The sequence below is a fragment of the Streptomyces sp. Tu6071 genome (genome assembly GCF_000213055.1).
Classification (GTDB): Bacteria; Actinomycetota; Actinomycetes; order Streptomycetales; family Streptomycetaceae; genus Streptomyces; species Streptomyces evansiae.
The window spans coordinates 6,842,804-6,858,651 of the sequence record NZ_CM001165.1 but is presented as its reverse complement, the minus strand read 5'-3'; the positions used below and the strand labels follow the sequence as shown (position 1 = coordinate 6,858,651).

The following is a 15,848-nucleotide window of genomic DNA, read 5'->3' as shown; positions in this document are numbered from 1 at the left end:
GGGCCGGGCTCGTGCGCGGCTGACAGCCGCAGGCACCGTGTGCCTAGAGTGCCCCATGACTCCCACCCCTCCCACCAAGGCACAACTGCGCGCTTTTCCCGAGCAATTCGCCCGTTCCGCCCGCTTTTCGCGCGGCCGTCCGCACTCCTTCTCCGTCGCGGACGACGGCCGTCGCGTCCTGTTCCTGCGCTCCGCCTCCGGCACGGACGCGGCGCCACGCCTGTGGCTCCACGAGACCGGGCCGGCCGCCGAACGACCCCTCACCGGGGCCGGGATCACGGCGTACACCGCCGACGCGCGGGCGCGGCGCGTCGTCGTCGCGCTCCCGGGCGGCACCCTCGCGGCCCTCGACACGGGCACGCCCGGCCCGCCGCGCCCGCTGCCGGGGATACGTGACGCGAAGGCGCCGCGCCTCGCGCCGGGCGGGGAGCGGCTCGCGTTCGTCAGGGACGGCGCGCTGCACGTCGTGCGGTGGCCGGGCGGCGAGGGCGCGGTGCTGTGCCTCGTCGCACCGGAGGGCCCGGACGTCACGTACGGGCTGCCCGACCTCGTGGCGCGCGGCGAGATCGGCCGGGAGGAGGGGTACTGGTGGGCGCCCGACGGCGCGACGCTGCTCGTCGCCCGCACGGACGAGAGCGGCGTCGCGCGCCGCTGGCTCGGCGACCCCGCGCACCCCGAGCGGCCCCCGCGCGCCCTGCGCTACCCGGCGGCCGGCACGGCGAACGCGGTCACGAGCCTGCACCTGGTCGCGGCGGACGGCGGCGGCGTCCGGCCGGTCGCGCTCCCCGGGCGTGCGGACGAGGGGCACCCGGAAGCGCCGTGGCACGCCCCCGCGTTCGAGTACCTGACGGCGGCCGGATGGGACGCGCACGGCCCCTGGGCGAGCGTGCAGACCCGGGACCAGCGCACGGTGCGCACGCTCGCGCTCGACCCCGCCGACGGCTCCGCGCGCCCGCTCGCCGAGGAGCACGACCCGTACTGGGTCTCCCTGCTGCCCGGCGCGCCCCTGCGCACGGACGCGGGCACCCTCGTCACGGCGCGCGTCCTCAGCGACGGCACGCGCGGCCTCGCGGCCGGGACGGCGACGACCCCGGAGGGGCTTCAGGTGCGCGAGGTGCTGGGCGCGCGCGGCGAGGAGGTGCTGCTCCGCGCGAGTACGGACCCGACGGAGGTCCACGTGTGGGCGTGGACGCCGGGCACCGCGCCCACACGGCTGAGCGGCCCCGGGCCGGGCGTGTACGAGGGCGCGGCGGGCGGCCGGACGCTGGTCCTCGACGGGCTCGGCCCGGAGGGCCGCACGGTACGGGTCACGGGGCGCGCGGGCGGTGCGGCGGCCGTGGACGGCACGGCGGGCAAGGATCGCGCGGACGGCGCGGCGGTCGCGGACGGCACGGGCGGCACGGGCGGCACGGGCGGCGCGGTGGCGTCCCGTACCGCCGTCCTCCGTTCCCTCGAAGAGATCCCCCTCGTACTCCCCCGCCCCCGCCACCTGCGCCTCGGTTCCCGCGCGCTCCGCAGCACGCTGTACCTGCCCTCGTGGCACACGCCAGGGACCCCGCTGCCCGTGCTCCTGAGCCCGTACGCGGGGCACGGGCTGGGGCTCGTGGTGCGGGCGCGGACGTGGTGGGCGGCGGTCGCGCAGTGGTTCGCCGAGCACGGTTTCGCGGTGCTGATCACGGACGGGCGCGGGACGCCGGGGCGCGGCGCTCCCTGGGAGTACGCGATCCACGGCGACCGGCTCACGGCCGCGCTCGCCGACCAGGCCGACGCCCTGCGCGCGGCGGCCGACGCGTACCCGGACCTGGACCCGGGCCGGGTCGGCATCCGGGGCTGGTCCTACGGCGGCTACCTCGCCGCCGCGGCGGTCCTGCGGCACCCGGAGACCTTCCACGCGGCGGTCGCGGGCGCCGCGCCGAGCGACCGGGCCCTCTACCACACGCACTGGGAGGAGCGGTTCCTCGGCGATCCGGCGGTGCTGCCGGAGGGGTACCGGGCCTCCTCGCTCCTCGACGACGCGCCGCGCCTGCGCCGCCCGCTGCTGCTCGTGCACGGCCTCGCCGACGAGAACGTGAGCCCGGCGCACATGCTGCGGCTCTCGGCCGCGCTGCTCGCGGCGGGCCGTCCGCACGAGGTGCTGCCGCTGTCCGGGGCGGGGCACGGCGTGGCGGGCACGCCGGTCGCCGCCGCGCTGCTGCGGCACGAGGTGCGGTGGCTCGGCGCGGCGCTGGGCGTCGCGGTGGAGGACCGGCCGGGGGAACGGCAGGAGGCCGGTCGGCCCCTGCCGACCGGTGAGGCGCGGCAGGGCGGACAATAGGGGCGGGCGTGCCCGGCGCGCCCGCCCCGTACCCGTGTCGCTTCGCGCGTCCTCGTGTCCCGGAAGGGAACCCGTATGACCGTCCTCCACCCCTCCGGCTCCGGCGCCTCGCGCCGCACCATCGTCGCCGCGGCGGGGGCCAGCGGCCTGGCCGCCCTCCTCGCGGCCTGCGGCGGCTCCTCCTCGGGCTCCAGCGGCAAGGGCTCGTCCGGGGGCCACGGCACGACCCTCGGCAGCACGGCCGACATCCCGGAGGGCGGCGGCAAGATCTTCACGGACGAGAAGGTCGTCGTGACCCAGCCGTCGAAAGGCGAGTTCAAGGCGTTCACGAGTGTCTGCACCCACGCGGGCTGCCAGGTCGCCGGGGTCTCGGGCGGCACGATCAACTGCGCGTGCCACGGCAGCAAGTTCTCCATCGAGGACGGCTCGGTGAAGCACGCCCCGGCGACGTCACCGCTGGAGGAGCTGAAGCTCGACGTCACGGGCGGGAAGATCAAGCTGGCCTGAGGCGCGGGGCGCCTCGGGCCCCGGTCGCGTGCGCGAGGACCCCGCCCCGCGCACGGGACCGCGGCGCCCCTCACACGTACGTCCTCGGCTGCCCCGTCCCACCGCCCCCGCGCACCGGACCGCGCCGCCCCTCACACGTACGTCCTCGGCTCCCCCGTCCCCTGTCCCACCGCCCGCGCGAGCGCGTCCGCGAGTGCGTCGAGCGCGGGCGCGTCGAGTCCCGAGACCGTGACGCGGACGCCGGGGCCCGAGGCGAGGCGGAAGCGGGCGCCGGGGGCCGCGGCCCAGCCCTCGGTGAGCAGGCGGGCCACCGCCGCGGTCTCGTCGGGGACCGGGACCCACACGTTCATGCCGCTGCGACCGCGCGCGGGCACGCCGTGCGCGGCGAGCCGCCGGAGGACGGCGGCGCGCCGCGCCTCGTAGGCGGCGGCGACGCGTACGGGATCGACCGCGCCCGTACGCCACAGGTGGGCCAGGGCGCGCTGGCTCAGGTGGCTCACCCAGCCGGGCCCGAGCCGCTGCCTGCCGCGCAGCCGGTCGAGCGTCACCTCGTCCCCCGTGAGCACGGCGATCCGCAGATCGGGCCCGTACGCCTTGGCCGCCGAGCGGACGAAGGCCCAGTGCCGCGTCGTGCCGGCGAGCGGCACCGGCGGGCCCGCGACGATGCCGTGCCCGTGGTCGTCCTCGACGAGCAGCGTTTCCGGGTGCGCGGCGAGCAATTCCCGCAGCAGGGCGGTGCGTTCGGCCGTGAGCACCGCGCCCGTGGGGTTCTGGGCGCGCTCGGTGACGACGAGGGCGCGGGCCCCCGCGCCGAGCGCGCGCGCCACGTCGGCGGGCACGGGCCCGTCCTCGTCGACACCGACGGGGACGGCGCGCAGCCCGAGCGCGGGCACGAGGTCGAGGAGACTGCCCCAGCCCGGGTCCTCGACGGCGACGGCGTCACCGGGGCGCAGGTGGGCGCCGAGGACGCGCTCGATCGCGTCGAGCGAGCCCGACGTGACCGCGAGCGGCCCGTCCGGCACCCCGTCCGCGGCGAAGGACGCACGGGCGAGCGCGGCGAGGGAGGGGTCGAGGGGCGCGTGCCCGTAGAGCACCGGGTCGGCGTCACCCGCCGCCGCGGCCTCGGCGAAGGCAGGGGCGAGCGCGGGCAGGAGCGCCACGTCGGGGTTGCCCGAGGCGACGTCCCGGGCGCCGGGCGGCACGGCGATCCGCGCGGCGTCGCGCGAGGTCGTGGCCGGGCGCGCCCGCACCCGGCTCCCGCGCCGTCCCGCCGTCTCGATGACGCCGCGCTCGCGCAGCGTGCGGTAGGCGGCGGCGACCGTGTTCGCGTTCACGCCGAGGTCCGCGGCGAGTTCACGCATCGGCGGCAGCACGTCGCCGGGCCCCAACTCCCCCCGTCCGACGGCTTGTTCCACGTCAGCGGCGATATCAGCGGCACGCCGCCCGGAAATCCGATACTCTCCTAGCACAAACAGCAGTTTGTACTAGTGCAATCGATTACGCAAGTCGTCCCACCGTGAACCGCGTGTCCGCAGCGAGGAGAGACCCGCATGACCACCGAGCCCGCCGAGCCCTACGGCCCCACGCCCCGCACGAAGCCCACCCGCTCCCCCGAGCGGGCCCGCTACGACCGGCCGACCGTGCACGCGATACTCGACAGCGCCTACCTCTGCCACCTCGGCTACCTCCGCGAGGGCGCGCCCGTGGTCCTGCCGACGCTCTACGCGCGGCGGGGCGAGACGCTGTACGTGCACGGCTCCACCGGCTCGCGCCCGCTGCGCTCCGCACGCCAGGACCCCGGGCTCGCGGTGTGCCTCACGGTGACGCACGTCGACGGCCTCGTCCTCGCCCGCTCCGCCTTCCACCACTCCATCAACTACCGCTCGGTCGTGGTGCAGGGCACCGCCCGCCAGGTGACGGACGAGGACGAGAGGCGCACGGCGCTCGACGCCATCGTGAACCAGGTCGTCGCGGGACGCGCCGCCGACTCGCGCCCCGCGAACGCCAAGGAGCTGGCCGCGACCGCCGTCCTCCGCCTCGACCTCGACGAGGTCTCCGCCAAGCTCCGCACCGGCGGCCCCAACGACGAGCCCGAGGACCTCACCCTCCCGTACTGGTCGGGCGTCGTCCCCGTCCGGCAGACGTACGGCACCCCGGAACCCGCCGCCGACCTGGCCCCGTCGATCCCGCTCCCGGAGTACCTGAGCCGCTGAGGCGGTCAGAGCCGCTGAGGCAGTACGGGGCGGGGACGGCCTCCGGCAGCGGGCCGCCCCCGCCCCGTACCCCTACTCCCCCGCCCCCCGTTCCCGCACCGCGAGTCCCGCCACCGCCGCGAGCAGCAGTGCCACGCCCAGCGTCGTGGCGCCCGTGACCCGCTCGCCGAGCAGCAGGACCGCGATGACCGCCGCGCTCACCGGTTCGAGCAGCATGATCACGGAGACCGTCGCCGAGCGGACCACGGCCGCCCCCGCGAAGTAGAGGACGTAGGCGAGCGCGCTCGGCACCCCGGCGAGGTAGCCGAGGAGCAGGAGCGTGGTGCCGAGTTCCGCGCCGCTCCCCGGCAGCGCGCCCTCCGCGAGGGCGAAGGGCAGCAGGACGAGCGCCCCGACGCCGAAGGACCACGCCGTCGTCGTCACGGCGTCGCCCCCGCCCCCCGCGAGCGCGGCGCCGCGCGTGAGGAGGGTCAGCGCGGCGTACGAGACGCCCGAGGCCAGCGCCCACAGCACCCCGGCGGGCCGTACCGTCGCCCCGCCCCCGCCGAGCACCAGCACGGCGAGCCCCGCGAGCGCGCCCGCGACGGCGAGCACGCCGCTCGCGCCGAGGCGTTCGCCGAAGCCGAGGCGCGCCCCGAGCGCGATCAGGACGGGACCGCAGCCGAGCGCGACGACGGTCGCGACCGCGAGTCCCGTGTCGCGCACGGCGAGGAAGTACGTGGACTGGAAGACGGCGAGCACGAGCCCCTGCGCGAGCGTCCGCGCGAACCCGCCCCGCACCCGGGCGGCGGGACGGGGACGGCGGGAGGCGGGCCGCAGGGCGAGCGTCGCGAGGAGCAGCGCGAGCCCGCCGACATAGCGCCAGAAGGAGAGCGCGAGCGGGCCGAGCCCCGAGGAGCGGTAGAGCAGCGCGGCGGCGGCACCCGCGGTGCCCCAGGCGAGCCCGGCGAGCGTGAGGAAAAGCAGGCCGCGCCCCACGGGGCGGCCTGAGACGGCGTACGACACGAGAAGGTTCTCCGCGAGAAGTCAGAGCGTGCCCGGGGCGCCGGAGCGGCGCGCCGGGGACTTCTGCGGGCAGCGCGAGGGACGCCCGCGCCCCACGTCGTACGGGGGCGGAACGGCCGGTGGCCTCAGCCCGCGCTCAGCGGGCCGGAGGCGGGAGAACGAGCGCTCGCGCGTACACGGTGGTCACCCTAGGGCGCGGCGGGGGCGGCCGTACAGCCGAGGACCGGGCGCCGCTTCCGCTCCGCCGGGGACCGGGCACCCTCGTGGCCCCCGTGCCCCCGCCGCCGCGCACCCGGCCGCGCGGCCGTCAGCGCGCGTCCGGGAGTTCCGCGCGTGTCTCCAGGGGTACGGTGCCGCCCTCCGCGACCGTGCGGGCCTCGCCCCTGCCCGCCGGGGTCGCCGTCTGCGCGACGAACGCGCCGACGAGGACCACGCATCCGCCCGCGAGCTGGGGCGGCGAGAGGTGTTCGCCGAGCAGCACCCACGCGAGCACGGTCGCCACGACCGCTTCCAGGCACGCCACCACGACCGCGACCTGCGGCGAGAGACCGCGCACCGAGACCACGCCGGTCGCGTAGGCGACGACGGTCGCGACGAGCACGATCCAGGCGAGCAGCAGGAAAGCGGCGACCGGAGTCCCGTCCATCTCCGCGCGCCCGCCGAGCACACTCCAGTCCATGCCCCAGGGCCGGGCCACGAAGGTGAGGACGACGGCGCCCACGAGCAGCCCGTAGGCGATGACGCCGAGCGGCGACGGCGGCTCCTGCGCGGGTCCGGTGCGCCCGGCCGGCTCCGCCGGGCTCGCGGGCTCCGTCCCGTGGTCCGAGAGGACGAAGTAGCCGACCTGGCAGCAGGCGGCGCCGAGCGCGAGCAGCAGACCGAGCGCGTCGAAGCGCAGCCCCGCCCACACCTCCACGACGCAGGCGAGCCCGCCCACGGCGAGCACGACCCCCGCGGTCGCCGCCCGGCTCACGGGCCGGCGCTGCACGAACCGCACCCAGCCGAGCACGAGCGCGGGCGCCAGGTACTCGACGAGCAGCGCCACGCCGACCGGGATACGGGAGATCGCGGCGAAGTAGCACGCCTGCACCCCGGCGACCGCGAAGAGCCCGTACCCGAGCAGCAGCGCCGGACGCGTCCTCGGCAGCGCGCGGTGCCGCCACGCCACGGGGAGCAGCACGAGCGCCGCGCCCGCGACCCGCAGCCACACGACGTGCAACGGGTCGAGCCCGGCCTCGATGAGCGGCTTCGCCGCGACCCCCGAGCCACCGAAGGCGAGCGCCGACACGAGCGCGAGCCCCAGACCCACGCCCTTGCGTCCCCGCGTCCCCGTCCCGCTCATCGCCCCGCCCCTCCCGCCCGCGCCCCCTCGGCCCCGGCGAACGGGGACATCATGACAGGAGCCGTCAGGTGCGTCACGCGCTTCGGTACTGACGGGGCGAAGGAGCTGCGACGGACGCTCCTACGGTTCGTGGTGCCGGGCGCGCAGGTCCGATACGTCGAGGGGACGTACGTACTCGTCGCCCTCGCGGTGAGCGGGCTCATGCCCCTGGCGGTGGCCGGACTCGTCCGTCTCGCGGTGGCCGGGCTCGCGGTGACCGGGCTCGTCCGTGTCCAGCGCGGCCGGCAGCGACTCCGGTTCCGCGCCCGCGTCGCGCAGCAGTGCGACGGCACGGCACCCGGGGTCGGCGGCGAGGGCGGCGAGGAGGTCGACGGGGCGGGGGGCGTTGGTCCCGCCACGGGTCGCCGCGCGTTCGCGGGCCCGGTCCATGGCGAGGCTCGCGGCGGGGGACCAGCCCGCGTGCCCGAGCACGGGCAGGCCGCCGGAGTCCTCGACGGTGCCCTGCCAGCGCAGCCCGTACCCGATGCTGCGCTGCACGAGGAGCCCGAGGAGGCGGGCGAGGTGGGGGCGGAGGACCTCGCGGCAGCGCGGGTCCTCCTGGAGAAGGGAGTGGAGCAGGTGTGCGGTGTCGACCTGCTCGTCGCCGTCGCGCACGGCGCGGCGGCGGGCACCGGAGACGACCCCCGCGAGGGTTCCGCTCAGCCCCGCCGCGGGGTCCGGGGCGGTGTCACGGGGGCCGGGTACCGACGAACTGCGACGCTGCACGTTCTCCACTTCACCACGGAGCCGCCGCCCGATCATCGGCGGACGGGACTGTTCCCGCCTCCCGCACAGGGTGGGGCTTTTGGCCTGCTCCCTCCTCCTTGCGGAGGAGATGGCTCCCTCGCCCGGCGGAGACGGGAACGGCGAAGGGCCCCGCGCACTCTCACCTGTACGGGGCCCTTCGCCGGGCGTGCGCACGGGACCTCGGCCCCGGCGCTCAGCCACCGGAGGGGCGCTCGCCCGCGGCGTCGTCCTCGCCGCGGCCCGCGTCCTTCCCCGTGCCCGCCGAGTCCGCGGTGCCCTCCGGCTCCCCGTCCTCGGCGAGGATGAGGTAGAGGCGCTTGCGGGTCTCGTTGAGCACGGCGACGGCGCGGTCGCGCTGCTCCTTGCTGCCGGTCTTCCAGACCTGCCCGAAGGCTTCCATGAGCCCGAACCCGGCCTGGCGGATCTCGCCGAGGGCCTCCCAGTCGACGCCCTTGCCGGCCTCCTCCCAGGGGGCCTCGGGCCCCTCGTCGGCGGCCGTGCGGCCTTCGTCGGTGAGCGCGAAGAGCTTCTTGCCGCCCTCGCTGCGACTGACGATGAGGCCCTCGTCCTCCAGGAGCTGGAGGGTCGGGTAGACCGAACCGGGGCTCGGCTTCCAGGCGCCGCCACTGCGCTCGGCGATCTCCTGGATCATCTCGTAGCCGTGCATCGGACGGTCCTTGAGCAGCGCGAGGATCGAGGCACGCACATCACCGCGCCGCGCCCTCCCCCGCCGCCCGCCGGGACCACCGGGCCCGAAACCACCGGGCCCACCGAAACCACCGGGCCCACCGAAGAACCCGCCGAAGCCACCGGGACCACCACGGCCCCCGTGACCGGGCCCGAACGGCCCGAAGGCGGCTCGCCGCCCGTCGTGCTCCCCGTGCCCGCGACCGCCGCCGTGATGACCGCGCCCACGCGCCTCTCCCATGTCACGCATCGCGCGCATGGCCTGCATGCCGTTCTCGAAGTCGTGTCCGTAACCACGCATGACACTCACTCCTTCTCTCTGTCTCACCACGCCCCCGAACACCGGAGACGTATCGCGATCTGTTCGCGATGCCTCAACGATATATCGCAACAACATCGAAGGCAAGCCCTTGAAGGAGAGGGAGGGGGAGAGAAGGCGTCCCAGCGGCCCGATGACCGGCCGCGCGGCCCGGTTCCTTTCGGCGCGCGCGGCCGGGAGGCGCGCTCTCCCGGCCGGCAAGGTCCTGTCGGCACCGGGTCCCGACGGACGGCAAGGTCCCGTCGGCACCGGACTCCGACGGACGGGAGGACGGCCGCCGCCGGACCCTCCCGAGGGAGGAACGGCGTGACCGCGGCGGGGCGGGGCACAGCCCGCCGCGTCGTCCCCGGCCACCGCTTACGCTCCTCGCATGACACGCCAACTCCCCTTCGACGAGAAGCTGCTGTCCACCGTGGGCACTCCAGGATCGGCCGAGCTCCTGGACAGCAGTCCGCGCTCGCACGTGTGGCGGGTGCGCACGGTGGACGGACGCCTCGTGGTCGTCAAGCAGATCGCCGACGGCGGGGACAGGGGCGCCGACGCGGACACGCGCTTCGCCCGCGAGGTCGCGGGGCTGCGCCTGGCGGGCCGGGCGACACGGCCCGCCGTGGCGCCCGCCGTGCTCGCCACCGACCCGTCCGCGCGGGTGCTGGTCCTCGACCACGTGGACGACCTCGGGCGGACGGACGACTGGATGCCCGGGTACGCCGGGTCGCTCGCCCGGCTCCACGCCCTGACGGGCCCCGCCGACGCCGGAGCACTCCCGGCCGCCCCGGGCCCCACGGCCGACGACGCGGAGTCCTTCCTCGCCCTGGCCAGGGCGCTCGACGTCCCCGTACCGTCCGCCGTTCCCGGGGAACTCGCCGGTCTCCTTGAGCGACTGGACCCCGCACCGCACCACGCGCTGCTGCACGGCGACCCCTGCCCCGGCAATGATCTGCGCACCGCGGACGGCGTCCGCTTCGTGGACTTCGAGCGAGCCTCGCTCGGCAACGGCCTGACCGAACTCGCCTACTTCCGCATCGGTTTCCCCACCTGCTGGTGCGCCCTGTCGGTCACCGGGACCCCGCTCGCCGAGGTCGAGGACGTCTACCGGTCCACCTGGCGCGACCTCACCGGGACGGACGTGCCCGGCGACCTCGCCGACGCGTGCGCCGGCTGGCTCGTCCAGGGCGACGCGCTGGTCGAACGGGCTCACCGGGGCACGGCCGACCAGCTCGCCCGGATACCCGCCGAGGACTTCGCGTGGGGCGAGGTCTCCGCTCGCGAGCGGCTCGTCCACCGCCTCCATGTGGTCGCCGGGATGACGCGCGACCACGACCACCTGCACGCCTTCGGACGCCTCAGCTCCGCCGTGGCCGGCCGCCTGCTCGCCCGCTGGCCGAAGCTGCGGCCCCTGCCCACGCAGGAAGCCCGCCCCTGGTACTGAGTCCGCCCCCGGCACCGCCCCGTCGCACGGCTACGCCGTCGCCCGCCGGGGAGCCGCGGGCCGGAACCGTCCCCGGGTCCTGGCCCGTCCTCACCGGCATGACTTCCCCGGACACCGCCACGGCCCCGCCCGACATCACCGAGGGCCTCCTCAGGCACCTCGTGCGCGAGCGTTTCCCGCACCTGGCGGAGCTCCCGATCCGGCTCGGCGCGCGCGGCTGGGACTACCAGGTGTGGCGCCTGGGCGAGGAACTGGCGCTCCGGGTGCCCTGGGCGACGCGGCGCGCCGACGAACCGCTGCGCGACGAGTTGGCGTGGGTGCCCGCGCTCGCCGGCCGGCTGCCGCTGCCCGTACCGCGCCCGCAGGCGATCGGGGAGCCCTCGGCCCGCTTCCCGCACGCGTGGATGCTCACCACGTGGGTGCCGGGCGAACCCGCCGACCACGCCCCGGCGACGGACGGGCGGGCCACGAGCACCGCGCTCGCCGCCTTCCTCCTCGCCCTGCACCGCCCCGCCCCCGCCGGAGCGCCCGCCGGGCGCTTCGGGCGCGGCGCCCCGCTCGCGGGCGCCGCCGACGGGCTGCCGCACGGCTTCACCGAGGCCGTGGAGAAGGGCCTGCTCACCGAGCCCGACGCCGTCCGCGCCGTCTGGGAGGACGCGCTCGCCGCTCCCGAGTGGGACGGGCCCGCCCTGTGGCTCCACGGTGACCTGCACCCGGCCAACGTCGTCACGACGGACGGCGTCCTGAGCGGTGTGATCGACTTCGGCGACCTGTGCACGGGCGATCCCGCCTGCGACCTCGCGGGCGCCTGGAGCATCCTGCCCGATGGCGCGCTCGGTTCCTTCCTCGACGCCTACGCCCCCGACCCCGCCCTGCTGCGCCGCGCGCGCGGCTGGGTCGTGGCCCGTTCCGTCGGCGCCCTGCACGTCGCCGACGCCGGGGAGCACGGCCGCCCCGGCGGCAAGACCTCCTGGGGCCCTCCGGCACGCGCCGCGCTGCGCCGCGTGATCGCGCCCGTGTGAGACCCCCGTGCCGTACGGGCCGGGCCGCGCCGAGCCCGCTCGCGCGGCCGGTGGCGCGCAGCCGCGGGCGGGCCTTGTCGGTGCCCACCCGTAGGGTCGGCAGGACCGGCCCCGCGCCACCCCGCCCCCGTACGGACGGAGTTCCCGCATGACGCAGTCCCGCACCGCCGCGACACCCGCGCCCGCCGACAGCCACGAGCTGATCCGCGTCGTCGGCGCGCGCGAGAACAACCTCAAGGACGTGAGCGTCGAGATCCCCAAGCGGCGCCTCACGGTCTTCACGGGTGTCTCGGGCTCGGGCAAGAGCTCCCTCGTCTTCCACACCGTGGCGGCGGAGTCCCAGCGGCTCATCAACGAGACGTACAGCGCCTTCCTGCAGGGCTTCATGCCCAACCGCGCGCGCCCCGACGTCGACGTGCTCGACGGGCTGACCACCGCGATCGTCGTCGACCAGCAGCGCCTGGGCGGCGACCCGCGTTCCACGGTCGGCACCGCGACCGACGCGTACGCGATGCTCCGCGTCCTCTACAGCCGCCTCGGCTCCCCGCACATCGGCGGCCCCGCGGCCTTCTCCTTCAACACGGCGAGCGTCGAGGCGAGCGGCGCGCTCAAGGTCGGCAAGGAGCACGCCCGCGCCGAGAAGGTCACCTTCCACCGCACGGGCGGCATGTGCCCGCGCTGCGAGGGCCGGGGCACGGTCACGGACATGGACCTCGCGCAGCTCTACGACGCGTCGAAGTCCCTCGCCGACGGCGCCCTCCTCGTCCCCGGCTACAAGGCGGGCGGCTGGAACGCGCGGCTGTACACGGAGTCGGGGCTGTACGACGCGGGCAAGCCGATCGCCCGGTTCACCGAGCGCGAGCTGCACGACTTCCTGTACCGCGAGCCGACCCGCATGAAGATCGCGGGCATCAACATGACGTACGAGGGCCTCGTGCCGCGGATCAGGAAATCCATGCTCGCCAAGGACCGCGAGTCGATGCAGCCGCACATCCGCGCCTTCGTCGACCGTGCCGTCACCTTCACGACGTGCCCGGAGTGCGGGGGCTCGCGGCTGAGCGCGGAGGCCAGGTCGGTGAAGGTGGCGGGCAAGGGCATCGCCGAGCTGTCCGCGCTCCAGATCAGCGACCTCGCCGCCTGGCTCGCGAAGCTCGACGAGCCCTCGGCCGCGCCGCTGCTCTCCGCGCTGCGGCAGGTGCTCGACTCCTTCGTGGAGATCGGTCTCGGCTACCTCAGCCTCGACCGCCCGGCGGGCACGCTCTCGGGCGGCGAGGCGCAGCGCGTCAAGATGGTGCGCCACCTCGGCTCCTCGCTCACCGACGTCACGTACGTCTTCGACGAACCCACGGCCGGGCTGCACCCGCACGACATCCAGCGCATGAACGAACTGCTGCTCCGGCTGCGGGACAAGGGCAACACGGTCCTCGTCGTGGAGCACAAGCCGGAGACGATCGCGATCGCCGACCACGTCGTGGACCTCGGTCCCGGCGCGGGGGCGGCGGGCGGCGAGATCGGCTTCGAGGGCACGGTCGAGGGGCTGCGCGCCTCGGACACGACGACGGGCCGCCACCTCTCGGACCGCACCCCGGTCAAGGAGGAGGTACGCAAGCCGAGCGGGAGCCTGGAGATCCGCGGCGCCCGCACGCACAACCTGCGGGACGTGGACGTCGACATCCCGCTCGGCGTACTCACGGTCGTGACCGGCGTCGCGGGCTCCGGCAAGAGCAGCCTCGTGCACGACTCGCTGCCGCCGGGCACGGAGGCCGTCACCGTGGACCAGAGCCCCATCAAGGGCTCGCGGCGCAGCAACCCCGCCACGTACACGGGACTGCTCGAACCGGTGCGCAAGGCGTTCGCGAAGGCCAACGGCGTCTCGCCCGCGTTGTTCTCCGCCAACTCCGAGGGCGCCTGCCCCCACTGCAAGGGCGCGGGCGTCGTCTACAGCGACCTCGGGATCATGGCGGGGGTCGCGGTGACGTGCGAGGTGTGCGAGGGGAAGCGGTACGAGCCGGGAGTCCTCGCGCACCGGCTCGGGGGCCGCGACATCAGCGAGGTCCTCGGCATGACGGTCGACGAGGCCGGCGCCTTCTTCGCCGAGGGCGAGGCCCGCACCCCCGCCGCGCACCGCGTCCTGACCCGGCTCGCCGAGGTCGGCCTCGGCTACCTCCGCCTCGGCCAGCCCCTCACCACGCTCTCCGGCGGCGAGCGCCAGCGCCTCAAGCTCGCCACGCACCTCGGCGCGAAGAAGGCCCCCGCCCTCTACGTCCTGGACGAACCGACCACGGGCCTCCACCTCGCCGACGTCGCCCAGCTCCTCGCCCTCCTCGACCACCTGGTCGACAACGGCACCTCCCTGATCGTCGTCGAACACCACCAGGCCGTCATGGCCCACGCGGACTGGCTCATCGACCTGGGCCCGGGAGCGGGCCACGACGGAGGAGAGATCGTCTTCGAGGGCACACCGAAGGAGCTGGTGGCGACGGGGAAGACGCTGACGGCGGAGCATTTGCGGAGGTACGTGGCGCGCTGACGCCGGGTACGGAAAGCAGCCCCCCGGCGCTTGCGAAACCGAGGTGCGAAAAATCAGCCCCTCCGGCGCTTGAGGAGCGGGGCCCGGGGCGGAGCCCCGATCTTTCCGTCGGCCGGGACCGGGGCAGAGCCCCGGAGTCCCGGCCCCGGGGATCGGATTTGCATAACCATGCGCGTCAGCGCATACTCTCCCTATGTCCAAGGTCCTCACATCCCTGCCCGCCGGCGAGCGCGTCGGCATCGCCTTCTCCGGCGGTCTCGACACCTCCGTCGCCGTCGCCTGGATGCGCGACAAGGGCGCCGTCCCCTGCACGTACACCGCCGACATCGGCCAGTACGACGAGCCGGACATCGCCTCGGTCCCGGGCCGCGCCAAGACGTACGGGGCCGAGGTGGCCCGTCTCGTCGACTGCCGCGCGGCCCTCGTCGAGGAAGGACTCGCGGCCCTGTCCTGCGGCGCCTTCCACATCCGCTCCGGCGGTCGCGCGTACTTCAACACGACCCCCCTGGGCCGTGCCGTCACCGGCACGCTGCTCGTGCGGGCGATGCTGGAGGACGACGTCCAGATCTGGGGCGACGGCTCGACCTTCAAGGGCAACGACATCGAGCGCTTCTACCGCTACGGGCTGCTCGCCAACCCCCACCTGCGGATCTACAAGCCGTGGCTCGACGCCGACTTCGTGACCGAGCTGGGCGGTCGCAAGGAGATGTCGGAGTGGCTCGTCGCCCACGACCTCCCGTACCGCGACAGCACCGAGAAGGCGTACTCGACGGACGCGAACATCTGGGGCGCGACCCACGAGGCGAAGACGCTGGAGCACCTGGACACGGGCGTCGAGACGGTCGACCCGATCATGGGCGTGCGCTTCTGGGACCCCGAGGTGGAGATCCTCCCCGAGGACGTCACGATCCGCTTCGACCAGGGCCGCCCGGTGGCGATCAACGGCAAGGAGTTCGCCAGCGCCGTCGACCTCGTCATGGAGGCGAACGCGATCGGCGGCCGGCACGGCCTCGGCATGTCCGACCAGATCGAGAACCGCATCATCGAGGCGAAGAGCCGCGGCATCTACGAGGCGCCCGGCATGGCCCTCCTGCACGCCGCCTACGAGCGCCTCGTCAACGCGATCCACAACGAGGACACCCTCGCCCAGTACCACAACGAGGGCCGCCGCCTCGGGCGCCTCATGTACGAGGGCCGCTGGCTGGACCCGCAGGCGCTCATGGTCCGCGAGTCGCTGCAGCGCTGGGTCGGCGCCGCCGTCACCGGCGAGGTGACGCTGCGGCTGCGGCGCGGCGAGGACTACTCGATCCTCGACACCACGGGTCCTGCCTTCAGCTACCACCCGGACAAGCTCTCCATGGAGCGCACCGAGGACGCCGCCTTCGGCCCCGTCGACCGCATCGGCCAGCTCACCATGCGGAACCTCGACATCGCCGACTCGCGCGCCAAGCTGGAGCAGTACGCGGGCCTCGGCCTCATCGGCACCGGCTCCGGCGAGGGCACTCCCGCGCTCGGCGCGGCCCAGGCCGCCTCGACCGGCCTCATCGGCCGGCTCCCCGAGGGCGGCGCCGAGGCGATCGCCGCGCGCGGCGAGACCACCGCGCTCGACGGCGACGAGGAGATGCTCGACCGCGCGGCGATGGAGTTCGGCACCGACTGAACCGCGGGCGGCGATCCCACCGCGCGTGGCGGCC

The 15,848-nt window shown here is 75.5% G+C and carries 12 protein-coding genes; 7 read left to right on the top strand and 5 right to left on the bottom strand.

Translation table 11 applies throughout. The features are described from left to right. Nucleotides 1-55 precede the first annotated feature (55 nt). Nucleotides 56-2,314 carry a S9 family peptidase gene (locus STTU_RS29110; RefSeq protein ID WP_007829562.1) on the top strand — a complete coding sequence of 753 codons (2,259 nt, stop codon included), beginning with the start codon at nucleotides 56-58 and terminating at the stop codon, nucleotides 2,312-2,314. 75 nt (nucleotides 2,315-2,389) lie between these two features. Further along, nucleotides 2,390-2,821: a Rieske (2Fe-2S) protein gene (locus STTU_RS29105; RefSeq protein ID WP_007829560.1), complete on the top strand. Its 432-nt coding sequence runs from the start codon at nucleotides 2,390-2,392 to the stop codon at nucleotides 2,819-2,821. 131 nt (nucleotides 2,822-2,952) lie between these two features. On the opposite strand, the gene STTU_RS29100 is transcribed toward STTU_RS29105, so the two are convergent. Further along, nucleotides 2,953-4,290, bottom strand: a complete 1,338-nt coding sequence (locus STTU_RS29100) for an aminotransferase class I/II-fold pyridoxal phosphate-dependent enzyme (protein ID WP_043256651.1) — start codon at nucleotides 4,288-4,290, stop codon at nucleotides 2,953-2,955. Between the two features lie 81 nt (nucleotides 4,291-4,371). Between STTU_RS29100 and STTU_RS29095 the strand changes: the two genes are divergently transcribed. Further along, a complete protein-coding gene (locus STTU_RS29095; protein ID WP_007829558.1) occupies nucleotides 4,372-5,034 on the top strand; it encodes a pyridoxamine 5'-phosphate oxidase family protein in 663 nt (220 codons plus the stop codon). A gap of 72 nt (nucleotides 5,035-5,106) precedes the next feature. Here the strand turns inward: STTU_RS29095 and STTU_RS29090 are convergent, their stop codons facing one another. The 4 genes from STTU_RS29090 to STTU_RS29075 form a co-directional block, all read right to left on the bottom strand. Next, nucleotides 5,107-6,039, bottom strand: coding sequence for a DMT family transporter (locus STTU_RS29090; RefSeq protein ID WP_043256649.1), 933 nt, complete (start codon nucleotides 6,037-6,039; stop codon nucleotides 5,107-5,109). Nucleotides 6,040-6,346: 307 nt separating this feature from the next. After that, nucleotides 6,347-7,381, bottom strand: coding sequence for an EamA family transporter (locus STTU_RS29085; protein WP_043256648.1), 1,035 nt, complete (start codon nucleotides 7,379-7,381; stop codon nucleotides 6,347-6,349). Nucleotides 7,382-7,501: 120 nt separating this feature from the next. Further along, the gene (locus STTU_RS29080; RefSeq protein WP_007829555.1) at nucleotides 7,502-8,182 is read right to left on the bottom strand and encodes a Clp protease N-terminal domain-containing protein; all 681 of its coding nucleotides are present in this window, start codon (nucleotides 8,180-8,182) and stop codon (nucleotides 7,502-7,504) included. A 178-nt stretch (nucleotides 8,183-8,360) separates the two neighbouring features. Continuing rightward, a complete protein-coding gene (locus tag STTU_RS29075; protein ID WP_234019425.1) occupies nucleotides 8,361-9,122 on the bottom strand; it encodes a PadR family transcriptional regulator in 762 nt (253 codons plus the stop codon). 421 nt (nucleotides 9,123-9,543) lie between these two features. Between STTU_RS29075 and STTU_RS29070 the strand changes: the two genes are divergently transcribed. From STTU_RS29070 to argG, 4 genes are all read left to right on the top strand, one after another. After that, nucleotides 9,544-10,602: a phosphotransferase gene (locus STTU_RS29070; protein ID WP_043256645.1), complete on the top strand. Its 1,059-nt coding sequence runs from the start codon at nucleotides 9,544-9,546 to the stop codon at nucleotides 10,600-10,602. A gap of 98 nt (nucleotides 10,603-10,700) precedes the next feature. Further along, a complete protein-coding gene (locus STTU_RS29065; protein ID WP_007829552.1) occupies nucleotides 10,701-11,624 on the top strand; it encodes an aminoglycoside phosphotransferase family protein in 924 nt (307 codons plus the stop codon). A gap of 148 nt (nucleotides 11,625-11,772) precedes the next feature. After that, a complete protein-coding gene (locus STTU_RS29060; RefSeq protein WP_007829551.1) occupies nucleotides 11,773-14,154 on the top strand; it encodes an ATP-binding cassette domain-containing protein in 2,382 nt (793 codons plus the stop codon). Nucleotides 14,155-14,347: 193 nt separating this feature from the next. Next, nucleotides 14,348-15,814 carry an argininosuccinate synthase gene (gene argG / locus STTU_RS29055; protein WP_007829550.1) on the top strand — a complete coding sequence of 489 codons (1,467 nt, stop codon included), beginning with the start codon at nucleotides 14,348-14,350 and terminating at the stop codon, nucleotides 15,812-15,814. The last annotated feature ends 34 nt before the right edge of the window (nucleotides 15,815-15,848 follow it).

What these genes read in the sequence shown, in the direction of transcription:
- STTU_RS29110 (WP_007829562.1), top strand. Translation starts at nt 56, where the DNA reads ATGACTCCCACCCCTCCCACCAAGGCACAACTGCGCGCTTTTCCCGAG.
- STTU_RS29105 (WP_007829560.1), top strand. Translation starts at nt 2,390, where the DNA reads ATGACCGTCCTCCACCCCTCCGGCTCCGGCGCCTCGCGCCGCACCATC.
- STTU_RS29095 (WP_007829558.1), top strand. Translation starts at nt 4,372, where the DNA reads ATGACCACCGAGCCCGCCGAGCCCTACGGCCCCACGCCCCGCACGAAG.
- STTU_RS29085 (WP_043256648.1), bottom strand. Translation starts at nt 7,381, where the DNA reads ATGAGCGGGACGGGGACGCGGGGACGCAAGGGCGTGGGTCTGGGGCTC.
- STTU_RS29080 (WP_007829555.1), bottom strand. Translation starts at nt 8,182, where the DNA reads ATGATCGGGCGGCGGCTCCGTGGTGAAGTGGAGAACGTGCAGCGTCGC.
- STTU_RS29075 (WP_234019425.1), bottom strand. Translation starts at nt 9,122, where the DNA reads ATGCAGGCCATGCGCGCGATGCGTGACATGGGAGAGGCGCGTGGGCGC.
- STTU_RS29070 (WP_043256645.1), top strand. Translation starts at nt 9,544, where the DNA reads ATGACACGCCAACTCCCCTTCGACGAGAAGCTGCTGTCCACCGTGGGC.
- STTU_RS29065 (WP_007829552.1), top strand. Translation starts at nt 10,701, where the DNA reads ATGACTTCCCCGGACACCGCCACGGCCCCGCCCGACATCACCGAGGGC.
- STTU_RS29060 (WP_007829551.1), top strand. Translation starts at nt 11,773, where the DNA reads ATGACGCAGTCCCGCACCGCCGCGACACCCGCGCCCGCCGACAGCCAC.
- argG (WP_007829550.1), top strand. Translation starts at nt 14,348, where the DNA reads ATGTCCAAGGTCCTCACATCCCTGCCCGCCGGCGAGCGCGTCGGCATC.